Source organism: Kaistia sp. UC242_56 (assembly GCF_044452255.1).
Taxonomy (GTDB): Bacteria; Pseudomonadota; Alphaproteobacteria; order Rhizobiales; family Kaistiaceae; genus Kaistia; species Kaistia defluvii_A.
Genome location: NZ_JBIOAN010000002.1, coordinates 4,306,814 through 4,321,834, shown reverse-complemented (window position 1 = coordinate 4,321,834; position 15,021 = coordinate 4,306,814). Strand labels below are relative to the sequence as shown.

Below are 15,021 nucleotides of genomic sequence, written 5' to 3'. Positions count from 1 at the left end.
CCATCTGGTTCTAGCTGATCTGGTTTCGCCGGATCAAATCGTCTCGATTAAATCGTCTTGGCGAAATAGGCCGTCATGTCGGCCATGCGGTTCGAGAAGCCCCACTCATTGTCGTACCAGGCCAGCACGCGGACGAAGTTGCCCTCGATGACCTTGGTCTGGTCGAGGTGGAACGTCGAGGAGTGCGGGTCGTGGTTGAAATCGTGCGAGACGTTCGGCTGGTCGGTGATCGCGAGCACGCCCTTGAGCGGGCCGGCAGCCGCGGTCTTCATCGCCGCGTTGATCTCGTCGACCGTCGTGTTGCGCTCGGCGACGATCTTGAGGTCGATCAGCGAGACGTTCGGCGTCGGGATGCGGATGGCGCTGCCGTCGAGCTTGCCCTTCAGTTCCGGGATCACCAGGCCGATCGCCTTGGCGGCGCCGGTCGAGGTCGGGATGGCCGAAAGGGCGGCGGCGCGGCCGCGGTAGAGATCCTTGTGCATCGTGTCGAGCGTCGGCTGGTCGCCGGTGTAGGAATGCACCGTCGTCATGTAGCCGTGCTTGATACCGACCGTCTCCTGCAGGACCTTGGCGACCGGCGCCAGGCAGTTTGTGGTGCAGGAACCGTTCGAGATCACCAGGTGGTCCTTGGTGAGGCCCTCATGGTTGACGCCGAACACGGCGGTGTAGTCGGCGCCGTCGCAGGGAGCCGAGACGATGACGCGCTTGGCCCCGGCCGTGAGGTGAGCGGCAGCCTTGTCGCGGGTCGTGAAGATGCCCGTGCACTCGAGCGCGATGTCGATGTCGAGCTCCTTGTGCGGCAGCTCGGCCGGGTTGCGGATCGCGGTGACCTTGATCCGGCTCTTGCCGATGACCAGCGTGTCGCCGTCGACGATCACTTCATGCGGGAAGCGGCCATGGACCGAATCGAAGCGGAGCAGGTGGGCGTTGGTCTCGACCGGGCCGAGATCGTTGACCGTGACGACTTCGATGTCGGTCCGGCCCGACTCGACGATCGCACGAAGGATGTTCCGGCCAATTCGGCCGAAGCCATTGATAGCAACCCGCACCGCCATATTCGATCTCCTTGAAGCGCGTGACGCGCCTTCGTCCGTTTCGGCCGGGCGCGTGCCCGGCCGGGGTTCAGTTCAGGGTTCCGGCTCGGCTTACTTCAGCCGTGCCAGCGCCGCCTCGGCGGCATGCTCGGCCGTTATGCCGAAATATTCGTAGAGCTTGTCGGCCGGCGCGCTGGCGCCGAAGCCGTTCATGCCGATGAAGATGCCGTCGACGCCGATGAAACGGTCCCAGCCGAGGCGGATCGCCGCCTCGATGCCGACGCGAACCTTCGAATTACCGAGGATCGACGCCTTGTAGGCGTCATCCTGCTCTTCGAACAGCTCGAAGCTCGGAACCGAGATGACGCGGGCCGTGCGGCCGGCTTCCTCGATCTTCGCCTTGGCGTTCATGGCGATCTCGACTTCCGAACCGGTCGCGAACAGCGTCACGTCGGCATTGTCGGGACCGGCCAGCAGGTAGGCACCCTTGGCCGACTTGTTTTCCGAGACGTGCTCGGTGCGCAGCGTCGGCAGGTTCTGGCGCGACAGGGCCAGCACGGAAGGATTGTGCGGGCTCTCGACGGCGATCTGCCAGACTTCCGCCGTCTCGACCGCGTCGGCCGGACGGAAGACGCGCAGATGCGGGATCGCCCGCAGCGCCGCGACATGCTCGACGGGCTGGTGGGTCGGGCCGTCCTCGCCGAGGCCGATCGAGTCATGCGTCATGACATAGATGACGCGCTCACCCATCAGCGCCGACAGGCGGATGGCCGGGCGGGCATAGTCGGTGAAGACCAGGAAGGTGCCGCCATACGGGATGAAGCCGCCATGCAGCGCGATGCCGTTCATCGCCGCCGACATGCCGAATTCGCGGATGCCGTAATGTATGTAGCGGCCGGCATAATCGTCCGGCGTCAGCGGGATCTGGATCTTCGCGCGGGTCAGGTTGGAGCCGGTCAGGTCGGCCGAGCCGCCGGCCAGTTCCGGCAGAACGGTGGCCAGCATGTCCAGCGCCATCTCGGACGACTTGCGGGTCGCGACCTTCGGCTTGGTCTCGGACAGGTTCTTCTTGTAGGCGTCGACGGCGGCGTCGAGGCCGGCCGGCAGTTCGCCCTTCATGCGGCGTTCGAATTCCGAACGCACGGCGGCGTCGGCCGCGGCAAAGCGGGCTTCCCAGGCGGCGCGCGGCGCTGCCAGTTCGGCAGCGGCCTTGTGCCAGTCGGCATAGACGTCTTCCGGGATCTCGAACGGCGCATAGGGCCAGCCGAGCGCCTCGCGGGCACCGGCGATTTCCTTGTCGCCCAGCGCCGAGCCATGCGAGGCATGGCTGTCGGCCTTGGTCGGCGCGCCATAGCCGATGATCGTCTTGCAGGCGATCATGGTCGGGCGGTCGGAATTGCGGGCGCGCTCGATGGCCGCGGCGACTTCTTCCTGATCCAGGCCGTCGACGCGCTCGGCGTTCCAGCCGCTCGCCTTGAAGCGCGCAACCTGGTCGACCGAGGTGGAGAGGTCGGTATGGCCGTCAATGGTGATGCCGTTGTCGTCGAACAGCACGATCAGCTTGTTCAGCTTCAGGTGGCCGGCAAGGTCGATCGCCTCGTGGCTCACGCCTTCCATCAGGCAGCCGTCGCCCGCGATCACATAGGTGTAGTGGTCGACGAGGTCGTCGCCATATTCGGCGTTCAGCATGCGCTCGGCGAGCGCGAAGCCGACCGACATGGCCAGGCCCTGGCCGAGCGGACCGGTGGTCGTCTCGACGCCCGGCGTCACGAAGTTCTCGGGATGACCCGGCGTCTTCGAATGAAGCTGGCGGAAATTCTGCAGCTCGCTGATCGGCAGAGCCTCGGAGCCCAGCAGGTGCAGCACGGAATAGAGCAGCATCGAGCCATGGCCGGCCGACAGGATGAAGCGGTCCCGGTCGGGCCAATGCGGCTGGGCGACGTCGTATTTCAGGAAGCGCGTGAACAGCACCGTGGCGACATCGGCCATGCCCATCGGCATGCCGGGATGGCCGGACTTGGCCTTTTCGACCGAATCCATCGCGAGCGCACGGATGGCGTTTGCCATGCGCTTGTGGGTGTCAGGAGCTGTCATCTTTGCTTCCACGCTTGTGGGCCGGACCACTGCTCACTTGTCGAGCAGCGAGCGGCCTCGTTGTTCTGTGGGGGTAGGTACCCGGCCGCCGGACCGTCGCGGAAAGGCGCTGCGACAAATAACAGACCACCTTGGTGAGTCAATCTCGTGACCGTCCTTCGCGACCGGCGCGCATCCCGGAAATTCGCGGAAAATGCCCGTCGGAGCGTAGGCCATTGACGCCCCGTTTCGGGCCTGCCTAATGTCCGGGACGATTTCTGACCGGCTGCATCAGGGAGATTCCGCCACAATGCGAGGGGCGTCGCCCATTGACGGTGCGTTGCGGCGCTTGAGCGCGGCGCTGGACGGGCTGGAGGGAGCCGTCGATCGACGGCTGAACGCCGGCGCACGGCTCGGCGAGATCGAGAACGAAATGCAGCGCATCGGGCTGGACCGCTCGCGCCTGGCGCAATCCGTCGATGCGGCCGAAGCCCGCTCCGAGCGCCTGGAAGAAGCCAACAAGGAAGTTTCCCGCCGCCTCGTCGCCGCCATGGAAACGATTCGCTCCGTGCTCGAACGACACGACTGACGCGTTTCGGGCAGCGCCGGACCCGGTCCGCGCGACGAGACGCGATCAACCAAGCAGCTAGGGACGTCTTCCCAGTTTTGGGAACAGCGAGACGGCCCTGACGGGAGAGACCATGCCGCAAGTCAATGTCACGATTAACGGCAAGACCTACCGCATGGCCTGCGATGACGGGCAGGAGGCCCATCTCGAAGGCCTGGCCGACCGTCTGAACGAGATCATCGGCCAGTTGCGCCAGAGCTTCGGCGAGATCGGCGACCAGCGCCTGACGGTCATGGCCGCCATCACCATGGGCGACGACCTGGCCGAGGCGCACCGGCGCATCCGCCGGCTGGAGGCGGAGCTTGCCGCCATCAACGAGACAAAGACCGCGGTGATCTCGCGCTTCGAGGAATCGGAGGCGAGCATCGCGCGCGCCATCGAGCAGGCGGCCGGGCGGCTCGAGGGGCTGGCGCAGAAGCTCGTCGCCGTCGACAAGCGCGACTGATCGGCCGTTCGAACGTCCGCGCGCGGCCTCGCGCGAGCAGGTTCCTGCGAACATCGCGTCGAGAGCGCTGGCTAAGCGGCATGTGGTCGCCTATATCTGGTTTCGGCGAGACTGCGCGGTGCGACAGGAGCTCACAATTCCCCGGGGCCTTATCGATCCAAACGGGGGCTGTCCCTGACTGGAGCCGTGGTTCCGGTCATATGGCTCCCACCTACACTGTAGGTTCCCTGGGATCGATCACTCCATCGGCCCATCGTGGCTCGCCACCCTATCCTTTCTTCCAGCTTCCCCTGTTGCCGTGACGAACAAAAGCCAGCTTCGCGCCGCCGCCCTTGCCCGACGCGACGCCGTCGACTCGTCCGCACGCGCCGCGGCTGCGGACCGGGTGCTTCGTCAGGCGGGAACGCTGTTCGACCGGCCCGGCCATGTCGTTTCCGGCTACTGGCCGATCCGCAGCGAGGCCGATCCGCGCCCGTTGCTGGAGCGCGCGCGCCTCGCCGGCGCGTCGATCGCGCTTCCCGTGCTGCTCGATGCCGAGACGCTGCGTTTCCGCCTTTGGCAGGCGGGCGCCGCGCTTGAGCCGGCAGGTTTCGGCACGGTCGGGCCATCGGCCGAGGCGCCCTTTGTCGTTCCCGACATCGTCATCCTGCCGCTCGCGGCCTTCGACCGGCGCGGCCATCGCATCGGCTATGGCAAGGGGCATTATGATCGCGCGGTCGCGGGGCTGGTGGCTTCCGGCGTGCAACCTTTGCTGGTTGGGCTTGCCTTCGCGGTGCAGGAAGTCGACAAAGTTCCCTTTGAGCCGCACGACATCCCCCTCGATTACATCCTGACCGAGGACGAACTGATCGCTGCGCCAAAGCCTGGCTGACCGATCGAAAGGGAACTGCGTGCGACTTCTATTTCTGGGCGACATTGTGGGACGCTCCGGCCGAAACGCCGTCATCGAAAGGCTGCCGGGTCTGATCGATCGCTACAAGCTCGATTTCGTCGTCATCAACGGCGAGAACGCGGCAGGCGGCTTCGGCATCACCGAGGAGATCGTGCGCGACGTGCTGGATGCGGGCGCTGATGTTATCACCACCGGCAACCACGCCTTCGACCAGCGGGAGGCGCTGGTGTTCTGCGAGCGCCAGCCGCAGTTCCTGCGCCCGGTCAATTATCCCATGGGCACGCCCGGGCGGGGCGCTAACCTATTCATCGCTCGCAATGGCGCGCGGGTCCTCGTCGTCAACGCGATGGGACGCATCTACATGGACGCGCTGGACGACCCCTTCGCCGCCATCGACCGGGAGGTCTCGGCCTGTCCGCTCGGCGAGCAGGCCGACGCGATCATCATCGATTTCCATGCCGAGGCGACCAGCGAGAAGCAGGCGATCGGCCATCATCTCGATGGACGCGTCACCCTCGTCGTGGGCACGCACACCCATGTGCCGACCTCGGATTGCCGGATCCTGGCGGGCGGCACCGCCTACCAGTCGGATGCCGGCATGTGCGGCGACTATGATTCCGTGCTCGGCATGGACAAGGAAGAGCCGGTCCGCCGCTTCCTGACCAAGATCCCGTCCGGGCGGTTCCAGCCCTCCGGCGGCAACGCCACCTTGTGCGGTCTGGCCGTCGACGTCGACGACACGACGGGGCTCGCCCGCTCGGTCTCGCCGCTGGCCATTGGCGGCGTCCTCGAAGAGCGGTTGCCGACCTTCTGGGGTTGACGCCGATCGTCATTCCGTGATGGGAGAGGCAAACGCTTCCCCCATTTCAGATTTGCTCCGTCCGGGCGCGGTTCGCCTCGATACCGCCGGACGATGCTGCAGGAGTTTCCTTTATGGCCCGCTCGGCCCTTCTCAATGTCATGGTCAGCGCCGTCACCAAGGCCGGCCGTCCCCTCGCGCGCGACTTCGGCGAGATCGAGAACCTGCAGGTTTCGATGAAGGGTCCGGCCGATTTCGTCGTCGCCGCCGATCGCAAGGCTGGCCAGGCGCTGGTCGCCGAACTGAACAAGGCGCGGCCCGGCTACAGCTTCCTGACCAAGGATCGCGGCCTGCTTCCCGGCCCCGACGAGTCGCATCGCTGGATTGTCGACCCGCTCGCCGGCTCGACCAATTTCCTGCACGGCATTCCGGTGTTCGGCGTTGCCCTGGCGCTGGAGCGGGAAGGGCAGATCGTCGCGGCGGTGTTGTTCAACCCCGTCACCAACGACCTCTATGTCTCCGAGCGGGGCGCCGGCGTGTTCCTGAACGATCGCCGCCTGCGGGTCGCCGGCCGCACGGCGCTGGCCGATTGCGTCGTCGCGACCGGCATTCCGCATCTGGGCACGCCCGATCATCCGGGCGCCATCCGCAAGCTGCAGAGCGTCATGATCGAAGTGGCCGGCATGCGCTCCAGCGGTTCGCCGGTGTTCGAGCTGGCGTCGGTCGCCGCCGGCAGGATCGATGCCTACTGGCAGGAAGGCCTCCAGCCCTGGGATATCGCGGCCGGCGCGCTGTTCGTGCGCGAGGCCGGCGGCAAGAGCTCCGACCTCTGGGGCGGCGAGAAGATGATCGATACCCGCAGCATCTGCGCCGGCAACGAGAAGATCCAGGGCCGCCTGCTGACGGCGCTCACCACCGCCCGCGGCTGAGCGAGCCAAAGCCCCGCACATGACGGCTTGAATGGCGTCGTGCTTTCGCCATAAGGCTGTGGCGTTTTCGGATGCGTTGTTGAAGGCGATCATGGCCAAGAAGAAAAAAGCCCCTCCGCCAGAGCCGTTTGCGCGCCTCTGCCTCGTCACGCCGGCGGGCCTCGATCCCGAGGCCTTCGCACCCGTGCTCGACTCGGTGCTGAAGGCCGGCGACGTCGCGACGCTGTTCATTGCGTCGGAGACGTCGAATGCGGGGCGGATTGCAGCGCATCGCCGAGGCGCTGGTGCCGGTGGCGCAGGCCAATGGCGTCGCCGTGATCGTGCCGAACGACACGCGCCTTTTCGGCCGCTCCGGCGCGGACGGGCTGCATGTCGATACCGGCCTCGCCGATCTCAAGGACGCGATGGAGACGCTGAAGCCCGACCATATCGTCGGCGCCGGCGGCATCACCACCCGCCACGACGCGATGCTCGCTGCCGAGGCGGACTGCGACTACATCTTCTTCGGCCGCTTCGACGGCGACACCGCCGAAGAGATCTTCGACAAGGCGTTCGACCTGGCGTCCTGGTGGTCGGCGGTGTTCGAGATCCCGGCCGTGGTGATGGGCGGCCGCACGCTGGCCTCCGTCGAGCCGGCCGTCGATGCTCGCATCGAGTTCGTGGCGCTGCGCTCCGCGATCTGGGACCATCCCGAAGGGCCGGTCGCGGCGGTGACCGAGGTCAACCGGCTGATCGCCGCCCGCCAGGCCGAAGCGACGCCATGACCCGGCGGGCCGCGCCATGATGAAGCGAACCGCGGTTCTCGCTGCTCTGGTTGCGGCCATGGCACTGCCGATGCAGGCTGAACCGGCCGGGGCCGCGTCCGGCAAGGCGACTGCCACCACCACCGAACCCGCCAAGCCCGCGGGCGAGGAAAAGTCGATCGGCGTCGCCCCTGTGGTCGGCTCGACCGGCACGCTTGGCGTGCCGCCGCCAACGGCTGGCCTGCTGCCCAGCGCCGAAGACCTGATCAAGTCCGGCCGAGCGCTGAACGATGACAGCGAGGGCGATCTCGCCTTCGGCGCGTTCCAGCGCGGCCTCTATCTCACAGCATTCCAGATCGCGATGAGCCGTGCGCAGCGGGGCGATGCCGCCTCGGCGACGCTGGTCGGCCGGCTCTATGCCGAGGGGCTCGGCGTCAAGCAGAGCGATAAGGCCGCCGCTGCCTGGTACCAGCAGGGCGCGCTGGGCGGCGATCCCAACGCTCAGCTGGCGCTCGGCTTGATCTATCTGGATGGCAAGGGGCTGAAGAAGGATCGCGCCAAGGCGGCCGACGCCTTCGAGCAGGCGGCCGAGTGGAACGAGCCGCAGGCGCTCTACAATCTCGGGCTGTTCTATCTGGAAGGCAATGTCCGGCCGCGCGACCCGCAGAAGGCGGCGACGCTGTTCAGCAAATCGGCCGGCCAGGGCAATGTCGACGCCCAGTTCGCGCTGGCCCAGCTCTATTCCGAGGGCGAGGGCGTGCTGCTCGACGACGGCATCGCGACGATGTGGATGGCGAAGGCGGCAAAGGCCGGCCATGCCGACGCGGCGGTCGAATACGGTATCCGCCTGTTCAACGGAATCGGCACCCAGAAGGACATCATCGCTGCAGCCGGCTGGTTCCAGCGCGCGGCCGAGGCGGGCAACGCCGTCGGTCAGAATCGGTATGCCCGGATTCTGGCCAGCGGCATGGGCGCGGACCCGGATCCCGTCGCCGCCGCGAAATGGCATCTGATCGCCGAGAAGCGCGGCGCCAAGGACGAATGGCTCGACGAATTCGTCAAGAAGCTGCCCGAAAGCGAGCGCAAGGCGGCCGAGACCGCAGCGGAACGCTGGCCCTCCGGCCACTGAGCCGACTTTATTTTGGCCTTTCGAGCTTCTATAAGCGTGGCGATCGCGCGGCGCCGCGCCGCCCATTTGCTTCAATAGGACGCCTCAGATGGCCGGACATTCCCAATTTAAGAACATCATGCACCGCAAAGGTGCCGCCGACGCCAAGCGCTCGCAGGCCTTCGCCAAGCTGGCGCGTGAAATCACCGTTGCCGCCAAACTCGGCCTGCCGGATCCGAAGATGAACTCGCGCCTGCGCCTGGCCATCCAGAACGCCCGCGCGGAAAACATGCCCAAGGACGTTGTCGACCGCGCCATCAAGAAGGCGGCCGGCGCCGATGGCGAGAACTATGACGAGATCCGCTACGAGGGTTACGGCCCCGGCGGCATCGCTGTCGTCGTCGAGGCGCTGACCGACAACAAGAACCGCACGGCGAGCGCGGTGCGCTCCTATTTCACCCGCTCCGGCGGCGCGCTGGGTGAGACCGGCGCCGTCTCGTTCATGTTCGATCATGTCGGCCAGATCGTCTACAAGCCCGAGGCCGGCTCGGCCGACAAGGTACTGGACGCTGCGATCGAGGCCGGCGCCGACGACGTGCAGAGCGGCGAGGAAGGACACGAGATCATCACGTCCTTCGAAACCCTCAGCGATGTCGCCAAGGCGCTGGAAGAGACGCTGGGCGAGCCGGTATCGGTCAAGGCCATCTGGAAGCCGCAGAATCTGGTCCCCGTCGACGAGGAGAAGGCGGTCGGCGTGATGAAGCTGATCGACGCGCTCGACGACGATGACGACGTGCAGAACGTCTACACCAACTTCGAAGTCTCCGACGAAGTCATGCAGAAGCTGACCGCCGCCTGAGTCTTCTCTGCCGTTGCCGGCCCGAGTCGCTCGGGCCGGCCTTTGCCTTTGCCGCACCCGCTCGACAGCGTGCCGGCGCGCCCTAGTTGCTCCCCGCGATGGCCATGTCCGGCCGTCTTGGCTTCGGAGTGACCCATGCGCCTTCTTCCCCTTGTTTCCGCCGGCTACCTTTTGATCCTCGGCTCCACCGCCGCGCTGGCGCAGCAGGCGGCCATGCCTGACCGCATCGGCGGCACGGTGGAGAGTTTTGCCGGCGACCGGCTGGCGATGAAGACCGCCGACGGCCAGGTTGCGACGGTGCTGATCCCGCCCACGGTCAAGGTCACGGCGCTGGAAAACCGCAAGCTCAGTGACATCAAGGCGGGCGACTATGTCGGCTCGGCCGCCGTGCAGGGGACGGACGGCAAGCTGCACGCGCAGGAAGTGCATATCTTCGCCGAGAACATGCGCGGCGCGGGGGAGGGCCACCGGCCGATGTCGGGGCCCAGCCGGTCGATGACCAACGCGACCGTCACCACCGTGATCGCCGATCCCCAGGGCCAGACGCTGCGCCTCACCTATAAGGGCGGCGAGCAGGATATCGAGGTCGGCCCCGAGGCACGGATCGTCGCCATCGTCCCCGGCGACCGGGCGCTGCTGAAGCCGGGCGCCGCTGTCTCGGTGTTCGTCACCAAGGATGCTGATGGCAGCCTGTCGGCCCGCGCCGTGCAGGCCGAAAAGGACGGCGTGAAGCCGCTTTGACGGCAGGGGCCGGGGCCGCGGAGGCCCCGGACTTTCCTCGATGTTCCCCGAATGTTCTTCCCAATCGCGCCGGGGTCGGCTAGGCCTTTGGCATGACACACACGATTCGCATCATCGGCATCGACCCCGGGCTCCGCCGCACCGGTTGGGGCATCGTCGAGAGTCGGGGCAATGCGCTTTCCTTCATCGCGTCCGGCACCGTCAAGGCGCAGCTGGATGGCGAACTGGCGCATAGGCTGGTGACACTGCATACGGGGCTGACCGAGGTCATGCGCCAGTATCAGCCCGACGAAGCGGCCGTGGAGCAGACCTTCGTCAACAAGGACGCCGGCGCGACGCTGAAGCTGGGCCATGCGCGCGGCATCGCGCTGCTGGTTCCGGCGCTGGCCGGCCTCTCGGTCGCCGAATATTCGCCGAACTCGGTCAAGAAGACGATCGTCGGCGCCGGCCATGCCGGCAAGGAGCAGATCCGCATGATGGTGAAGGTGCTGCTGCCCAAGGCCGAGTTCGACACCGACGACGCCGCCGACGCGCTCGGCATCGCGATATGCCATGTTCATCACCGCGTCTCGCTCGCCCGCATGATGCGGGCGGTGGGCTAACTTCGTCTCGACGCATCACTGGATCCGGCAGGGCCGCCACCTTCCGGGTTCCCGCTTTCGGAGGCTGGTGGAAGCATGATCGGCAAGCTCAAGGGGATCGTCGATTCGTTCGGCGATGACTGGGTCATCCTGGATGTCGGCGGCGTCGGCTATCAGGTGCATTGCTCGACCCGGACGCTGCAGGCGCTGCCGGCTCCCGGCGAGGCGGCGCAGCTCGCCATCGAGACCTATGTCCGCGAGGACATGATCAAGCTGTTCGGCTTCGGCGCCGATGTCGAGCGCGAGTGGTTCCGCCTGCTGATGACCGTCCAGGGCGTCGGCTCCAAGGTGGCACTCGCCATTCTGGGCATCCTGAAGCCAGCCGATCTCGCCACCGCCATCGCCCTGCAGGACAAGGCGCAGGTGTCGCGTGCGCCAGGCGTCGGGCCGAAGGTCGCCGCCCGCATCGTCGCCGAATTGCGCGACAAGGCGCCGGCTTTCTCGACCGCCGATCCGACCTTCGTGGCGCTACAGAACGAATTGCACGACAAGCGCGCGCCGCAGCCGGTCGCGGACGCCGTTTCGGCGCTGACCAATCTCGGCTATGCGCAGCTGCAGGCGAGCGCTGCGGTTGCGGCGGCGGCGCGTTCCGCCGGCGAGGACGCCACCACCGAAACGCTGATCCGCCTGGGCCTCAAGGAACTGGCGCGATGACCGGGGCCTTGATCGGCAGGGTGCTGCCGTGACCGAGATACGCGCCGCGCTGGCCAGCCGCTGGCCGACGATCGTGATCTTCATGCTGTTCGGGCCGCTGCTGGTCATGCTCGCCGACATGGCGCTGGAACAATTGAGCCAGGAGGACGGGCTCAGCCTTGCCCGGCTGCGGAGCTGGATCGTCGAGGACGTGTTCTTCGTGCCGCGCTTCCTCTTCATCCTAGGCGCGGTGCCGGCCGGCCTTCTCGGCGCGCTGGTCGCCTGGCGGGATTCGCGCGGGCGGACCTCCGGCCGGCTGATCGCCATGCTGTCGGCAGGGCTCGGGCTCGCCACGGCGATCTTCTTCGCCCGCAACCTGTTCGTCTTCACCCCGCCGCCTTTCGGCGCTCAACTGGCAATCGGGGGACGCGCCTTCGTCAGCGTGGTCCTGGCCGGCCTCGTCTGTTACGGACTGAGCCGACCATTCGCGCGGCCGGTGTTGTCGCAGGAGGAACGATGAGCGACAGCCGCCTGGTAGCCCCCGAGTTCCAGAGTGAAGACTTTGACCGCACGCTGCGGCCGCAGGTCCTGGCCGATTTCGTCGGCCAGCAGCAGGCGCGCGCCAACCTTTCGGTGTTCATCGAGGCGGCCCGCTCCCGCAAGGAAGCGCTCGACCACGTGCTGTTCGTCGGGCCGCCCGGCCTCGGCAAGACGACGCTGGCGCAGATCGTCTCGCGCGAACTCGGCGTGAATTTCCGCGCGACCTCCGGACCGGTCATCGCCAAGGCCGGCGATCTCGCGGCGCTGCTGACCAATCTCGAAGAGCGCGACGTGCTGTTCATCGACGAGATCCATCGCCTGAGCCCGGCGGTGGAGGAGATTCTCTATCCTGCGATGGAGGATTTCCAGCTCGACCTGATCATCGGCGAGGGGCCGGCGGCACGTTCGGTGAAGATCGACCTGGCGAAATTCACGCTGGTCGCTGCGACAACTCGTCTCGGCCTGCTGACCACGCCGCTGCGCGACCGCTTCGGCATTCCCGTGCGGCTGCAGTTCTACACCGTGCAGGAGCTGGAGCACATCGTGTCGCGCGGCGCCAAGATGATGGGCATCGGCATGACGCCGGATGGCGCGACCGAGATCGCGCGCCGCTCGCGCGGCACGCCGCGCGTCGCCGGCCGCCTGCTGCGCCGCGTGCGCGATTTCGCCCTCGTCGAGGGTCCGGGCACGATCACGCGTGAAGTGGCGGATGGCGCGCTGCTGCGGCTCGAGGTCGACAGCATGGGGTTCGACTCGCTCGACCGGCGCTACATGTCGACCATCGCCGTATCCTTCGGCGGCGGGCCGGTCGGCATCGAAACGATCGCGGCGGCCCTGTCGGAACCGCGCGACGCGATCGAGGAGATCGTCGAGCCCTACCTGATCCAGCAGGGTTTCGTGCAGCGCACGCCGCGCGGTCGGATGCTGACGCCGCATGCGTTCCGCCATCTCGGCCTCGCCGTGCCGAACAGCGCCATCATCGAGGCGCCGATGCTCGATCTCGACGGCTAGATCGCATAAGTCACGCCGGAAACGAGCGAAAGCGCGCTTTGGCGCGTCGGGACCGCATGAGAAGGAGCCAGCATCGCATGAGCCAGGACGGCATCCAGGTCGACTATCCCCACCTCGCCGGGCGGCACACGCCGCAGGGTCATGTGCTGCCGGTGCGGATCTATTTCGAGGACACCGACTTCTCCGGCGTCGTCTATCACGGCTCCTATGTCCGCTTCCTGGAGCGCGGGCGCAGCGACTATGTCCGCCTGCTCGGCGTGCATCACAGCGAGTTGCATGCCGGCGAGACGGGCGAGTCGATCGCCTTCGCCGTGCACCGCATGGAGATCGACTTCAAGCGACCGGCGCGCATCGACGACGTCGTCGAGGTGCTGACCCGGCCCAAGGAAGTGCGCGGTGCGCGAATCCTGCTGTCGCAGACCATTCGTCGCGGTTCGGAGATCCTGATCGAGGCGGTCGTGACGGTGGTGCTGGTCAATGCGGCGGGCCGGGCGCAGCGAATCCCGGACAGCCTCGCGCAGCGCTTCGCGGCGGCCCCGAAATAACCATTGCTTAACCATGCCGGCGCTATAGAGAAGGCGTCGCGACAGCATGGGCGAGCTGGCCAAAACGCCCTCAAATGAACAAATTTGAGGGCGAGACAGCCAATCGGATTGTTGTATCCGGCCCGATGCTTGCAAGGACTTGTTCCAAGGCGGGGATCGTCGCCAGGTACCGCGTCCTGTCCTCGCTGGCTGCGAGATGCGAGTGATCAACTCCGAGAGGTTGTAAAGCGAATGAATCCGGTCGACGTGGGCCAGGTAGCGCTCGACGCGCCGGCAAGTCTGTCGCTTTTGTCCCTGTTCTGGCAGGCGCACATCGTCGTCAAGCTGGTGATGCTCGGGCTGCTCGTCTCCTCGATCTGGAGCTGGGCCATCATCATCGACAAGGTGCTGCTGTTCGGACGCGTCCGTCGCCAGATGGATCGCTTCGAGAAGGTGTTCTGGTCCGGCCAGTCGCTGGAAGAACTCTACCGCTCGATCTCCACCCGTCCCGCGACGTCGATGGCCGCGCTCTTCGTCGCCGCGATGCGCGAATGGAAGCGATCGTTCGAATCCGGCGCCCGCTCGCCGATGGGCCTGCAGATGCGCATCGACAAGGTGCTCGACGTAACCCTGTCGCGCGAAGCCGAGCGGCTGGAAAGCCGTCTGCTGTTCCTCGCCACCGTCGGCGCCGCCGGTCCGTTCATCGGCCTGTTCGGCACGGTCTGGGGCATCATGTCCTCGTTCCAGGCCATCGCCGCTTCCAAGAACACCTCGCTGGCCGTTGTCGCCCCCGGTATCGCCGAGGCGCTGATGGCGACCGCGATCGGCCTGTTCGCCGCCATTCCCGCCGTTATCGCCTACAACAAGCTCGCAAGCTCGGCCGGCAAGATCTCGTCGCGTCTCGAGGGTTTCGCCGACGAGTTCTCGGCCATCCTGTCGCGCCAGATCGACGAGAGGGCCTGAACCATGGGCATGTCGGTCGGCGGTCGGTCGGGAGGCGGTGGACGCGGTGGACGCCGTCGCCGGCGCACGACTGGCGTCATGAGCGAAATCAACGTTACGCCGTTCGTCGACGTCATCCTCGTGCTGCTGATCATCTTCATGGTCTCGGCGCCGCTGCTGACGGCCGGCGTTCCGCTGGATTTGCCGCAAAGCCAGGCCAAGGCCCTCACGGCCGACAAGGATCCGATTTCCGTCAGCATCAATGCCGACGGCAAGATCTTCCTGCAGGAGACGGAGATCTCGCTCGACGAGATCGTGCCGAAGCTCAAGGCGATCGCCGCGGCTGGTTATGAAGAGCGCATCTTCGTGCGCGGCGACAAGACCAGCAATTACGGCGCGATCATGCAGGTGATGGGCGCCATCTCGAGCGCCGGCTATCGCAACATCGGGCTTGTCACCGAGGCGACGGACGGCTGATC

General features: G+C 66.5%; 18 protein-coding genes and 1 other RNA gene. 17 read left to right on the top strand and 2 right to left on the bottom strand.

Translation table 11 applies throughout. From position 1 onward, the window contains the following. Positions 1-47 precede the first annotated feature (47 nt). Both gap and tkt read right to left on the bottom strand, forming a co-directional pair. Positions 48-1,055 carry a type I glyceraldehyde-3-phosphate dehydrogenase gene (gene gap / locus ACHMWQ_RS23060; RefSeq protein ID WP_396309264.1) on the bottom strand — a complete coding sequence of 336 codons (1,008 nt, stop codon included), beginning with the start codon at positions 1,053-1,055 and terminating at the stop codon, positions 48-50. A gap of 90 nt (positions 1,056-1,145) precedes the next feature. After that, a complete protein-coding gene (tkt, locus tag ACHMWQ_RS23055) occupies positions 1,146-3,128 on the bottom strand; it encodes a transketolase (RefSeq protein ID WP_354551292.1) in 1,983 nt (660 codons plus the stop codon). 241 nt (positions 3,129-3,369) lie between these two features. Between tkt and ACHMWQ_RS23050 the strand changes: the two genes are divergently transcribed. From ACHMWQ_RS23050 to tolR, 17 genes are all read left to right on the top strand, one after another. After that, positions 3,370-3,696, top strand: a complete 327-nt coding sequence (locus tag ACHMWQ_RS23050; protein ID WP_354551290.1) for a DUF4164 domain-containing protein — start codon at positions 3,370-3,372, stop codon at positions 3,694-3,696. A gap of 112 nt (positions 3,697-3,808) precedes the next feature. Next, complete coding sequence (locus tag ACHMWQ_RS23045; protein WP_266330198.1) at positions 3,809-4,180, top strand: cell division protein ZapA; 372 nt, start codon at positions 3,809-3,811, stop codon at positions 4,178-4,180. Positions 4,181-4,285: 105 nt separating this feature from the next. Continuing rightward, positions 4,286-4,445, top strand: a non-coding RNA gene (gene ssrS / locus ACHMWQ_RS23040) — 6S RNA. Between the two features lie 33 nt (positions 4,446-4,478). Further along, the gene (locus ACHMWQ_RS23035) at positions 4,479-5,051 is read left to right on the top strand and encodes a 5-formyltetrahydrofolate cyclo-ligase (RefSeq protein WP_396309263.1); all 573 of its coding nucleotides are present in this window, start codon (positions 4,479-4,481) and stop codon (positions 5,049-5,051) included. A gap of 19 nt (positions 5,052-5,070) precedes the next feature. After that, positions 5,071-5,892, top strand: a complete 822-nt coding sequence (locus tag ACHMWQ_RS23030) for a TIGR00282 family metallophosphoesterase (protein ID WP_396309262.1) — start codon at positions 5,071-5,073, stop codon at positions 5,890-5,892. A gap of 113 nt (positions 5,893-6,005) precedes the next feature. Beyond that, the gene (locus ACHMWQ_RS23025) at positions 6,006-6,800 is read left to right on the top strand and encodes an inositol monophosphatase family protein (protein WP_354551284.1); all 795 of its coding nucleotides are present in this window, start codon (positions 6,006-6,008) and stop codon (positions 6,798-6,800) included. Between the two features lie 230 nt (positions 6,801-7,030). Then, positions 7,031-7,564, top strand: a complete 534-nt coding sequence (locus ACHMWQ_RS23020; protein ID WP_396309261.1) for a thiamine phosphate synthase — start codon at positions 7,031-7,033, stop codon at positions 7,562-7,564. A 16-nt stretch (positions 7,565-7,580) separates the two neighbouring features. After that, positions 7,581-8,672, top strand: coding sequence for a tetratricopeptide repeat protein (locus ACHMWQ_RS23015; protein WP_396309260.1), 1,092 nt, complete (start codon positions 7,581-7,583; stop codon positions 8,670-8,672). 88 nt (positions 8,673-8,760) lie between these two features. Continuing rightward, a complete protein-coding gene (locus ACHMWQ_RS23010; RefSeq protein WP_354551278.1) occupies positions 8,761-9,510 on the top strand; it encodes a YebC/PmpR family DNA-binding transcriptional regulator in 750 nt (249 codons plus the stop codon). A 135-nt stretch (positions 9,511-9,645) separates the two neighbouring features. Next, positions 9,646-10,251: a hypothetical protein gene (locus ACHMWQ_RS23005; protein WP_396309259.1), complete on the top strand. Its 606-nt coding sequence runs from the start codon at positions 9,646-9,648 to the stop codon at positions 10,249-10,251. A gap of 92 nt (positions 10,252-10,343) precedes the next feature. Then, positions 10,344-10,853, top strand: coding sequence for a crossover junction endodeoxyribonuclease RuvC (ruvC, locus tag ACHMWQ_RS23000; protein WP_266330190.1), 510 nt, complete (start codon positions 10,344-10,346; stop codon positions 10,851-10,853). 75 nt (positions 10,854-10,928) lie between these two features. Continuing rightward, the gene (gene ruvA / locus ACHMWQ_RS22995; RefSeq protein ID WP_266330189.1) at positions 10,929-11,546 is read left to right on the top strand and encodes a Holliday junction branch migration protein RuvA; all 618 of its coding nucleotides are present in this window, start codon (positions 10,929-10,931) and stop codon (positions 11,544-11,546) included. A gap of 28 nt (positions 11,547-11,574) precedes the next feature. After that, positions 11,575-12,045: a hypothetical protein gene (locus ACHMWQ_RS22990; RefSeq protein ID WP_396309258.1), complete on the top strand. Its 471-nt coding sequence runs from the start codon at positions 11,575-11,577 to the stop codon at positions 12,043-12,045. Next, positions 12,042-13,076: a Holliday junction branch migration DNA helicase RuvB gene (gene ruvB / locus ACHMWQ_RS22985; protein WP_354551271.1), complete on the top strand. Its 1,035-nt coding sequence runs from the start codon at positions 12,042-12,044 to the stop codon at positions 13,074-13,076. The genes ACHMWQ_RS22990 and ruvB overlap by 4 nt, the downstream gene beginning before the upstream one ends. Positions 13,077-13,153: 77 nt before the next feature. Beyond that, positions 13,154-13,621 carry a tol-pal system-associated acyl-CoA thioesterase gene (gene ybgC, locus ACHMWQ_RS22980; protein ID WP_396309257.1) on the top strand — a complete coding sequence of 156 codons (468 nt, stop codon included), beginning with the start codon at positions 13,154-13,156 and terminating at the stop codon, positions 13,619-13,621. 231 nt (positions 13,622-13,852) lie between these two features. Further along, a complete protein-coding gene (gene tolQ / locus ACHMWQ_RS22975; RefSeq protein WP_266330185.1) occupies positions 13,853-14,563 on the top strand; it encodes a protein TolQ in 711 nt (236 codons plus the stop codon). A gap of 3 nt (positions 14,564-14,566) precedes the next feature. Then, entirely contained in the window at positions 14,567-15,019 is a 453-nt protein-coding gene (gene tolR / locus ACHMWQ_RS22970) for a protein TolR (protein WP_354551267.1), read from the top strand. Positions 15,020-15,021 lie beyond the last annotated feature (2 nt).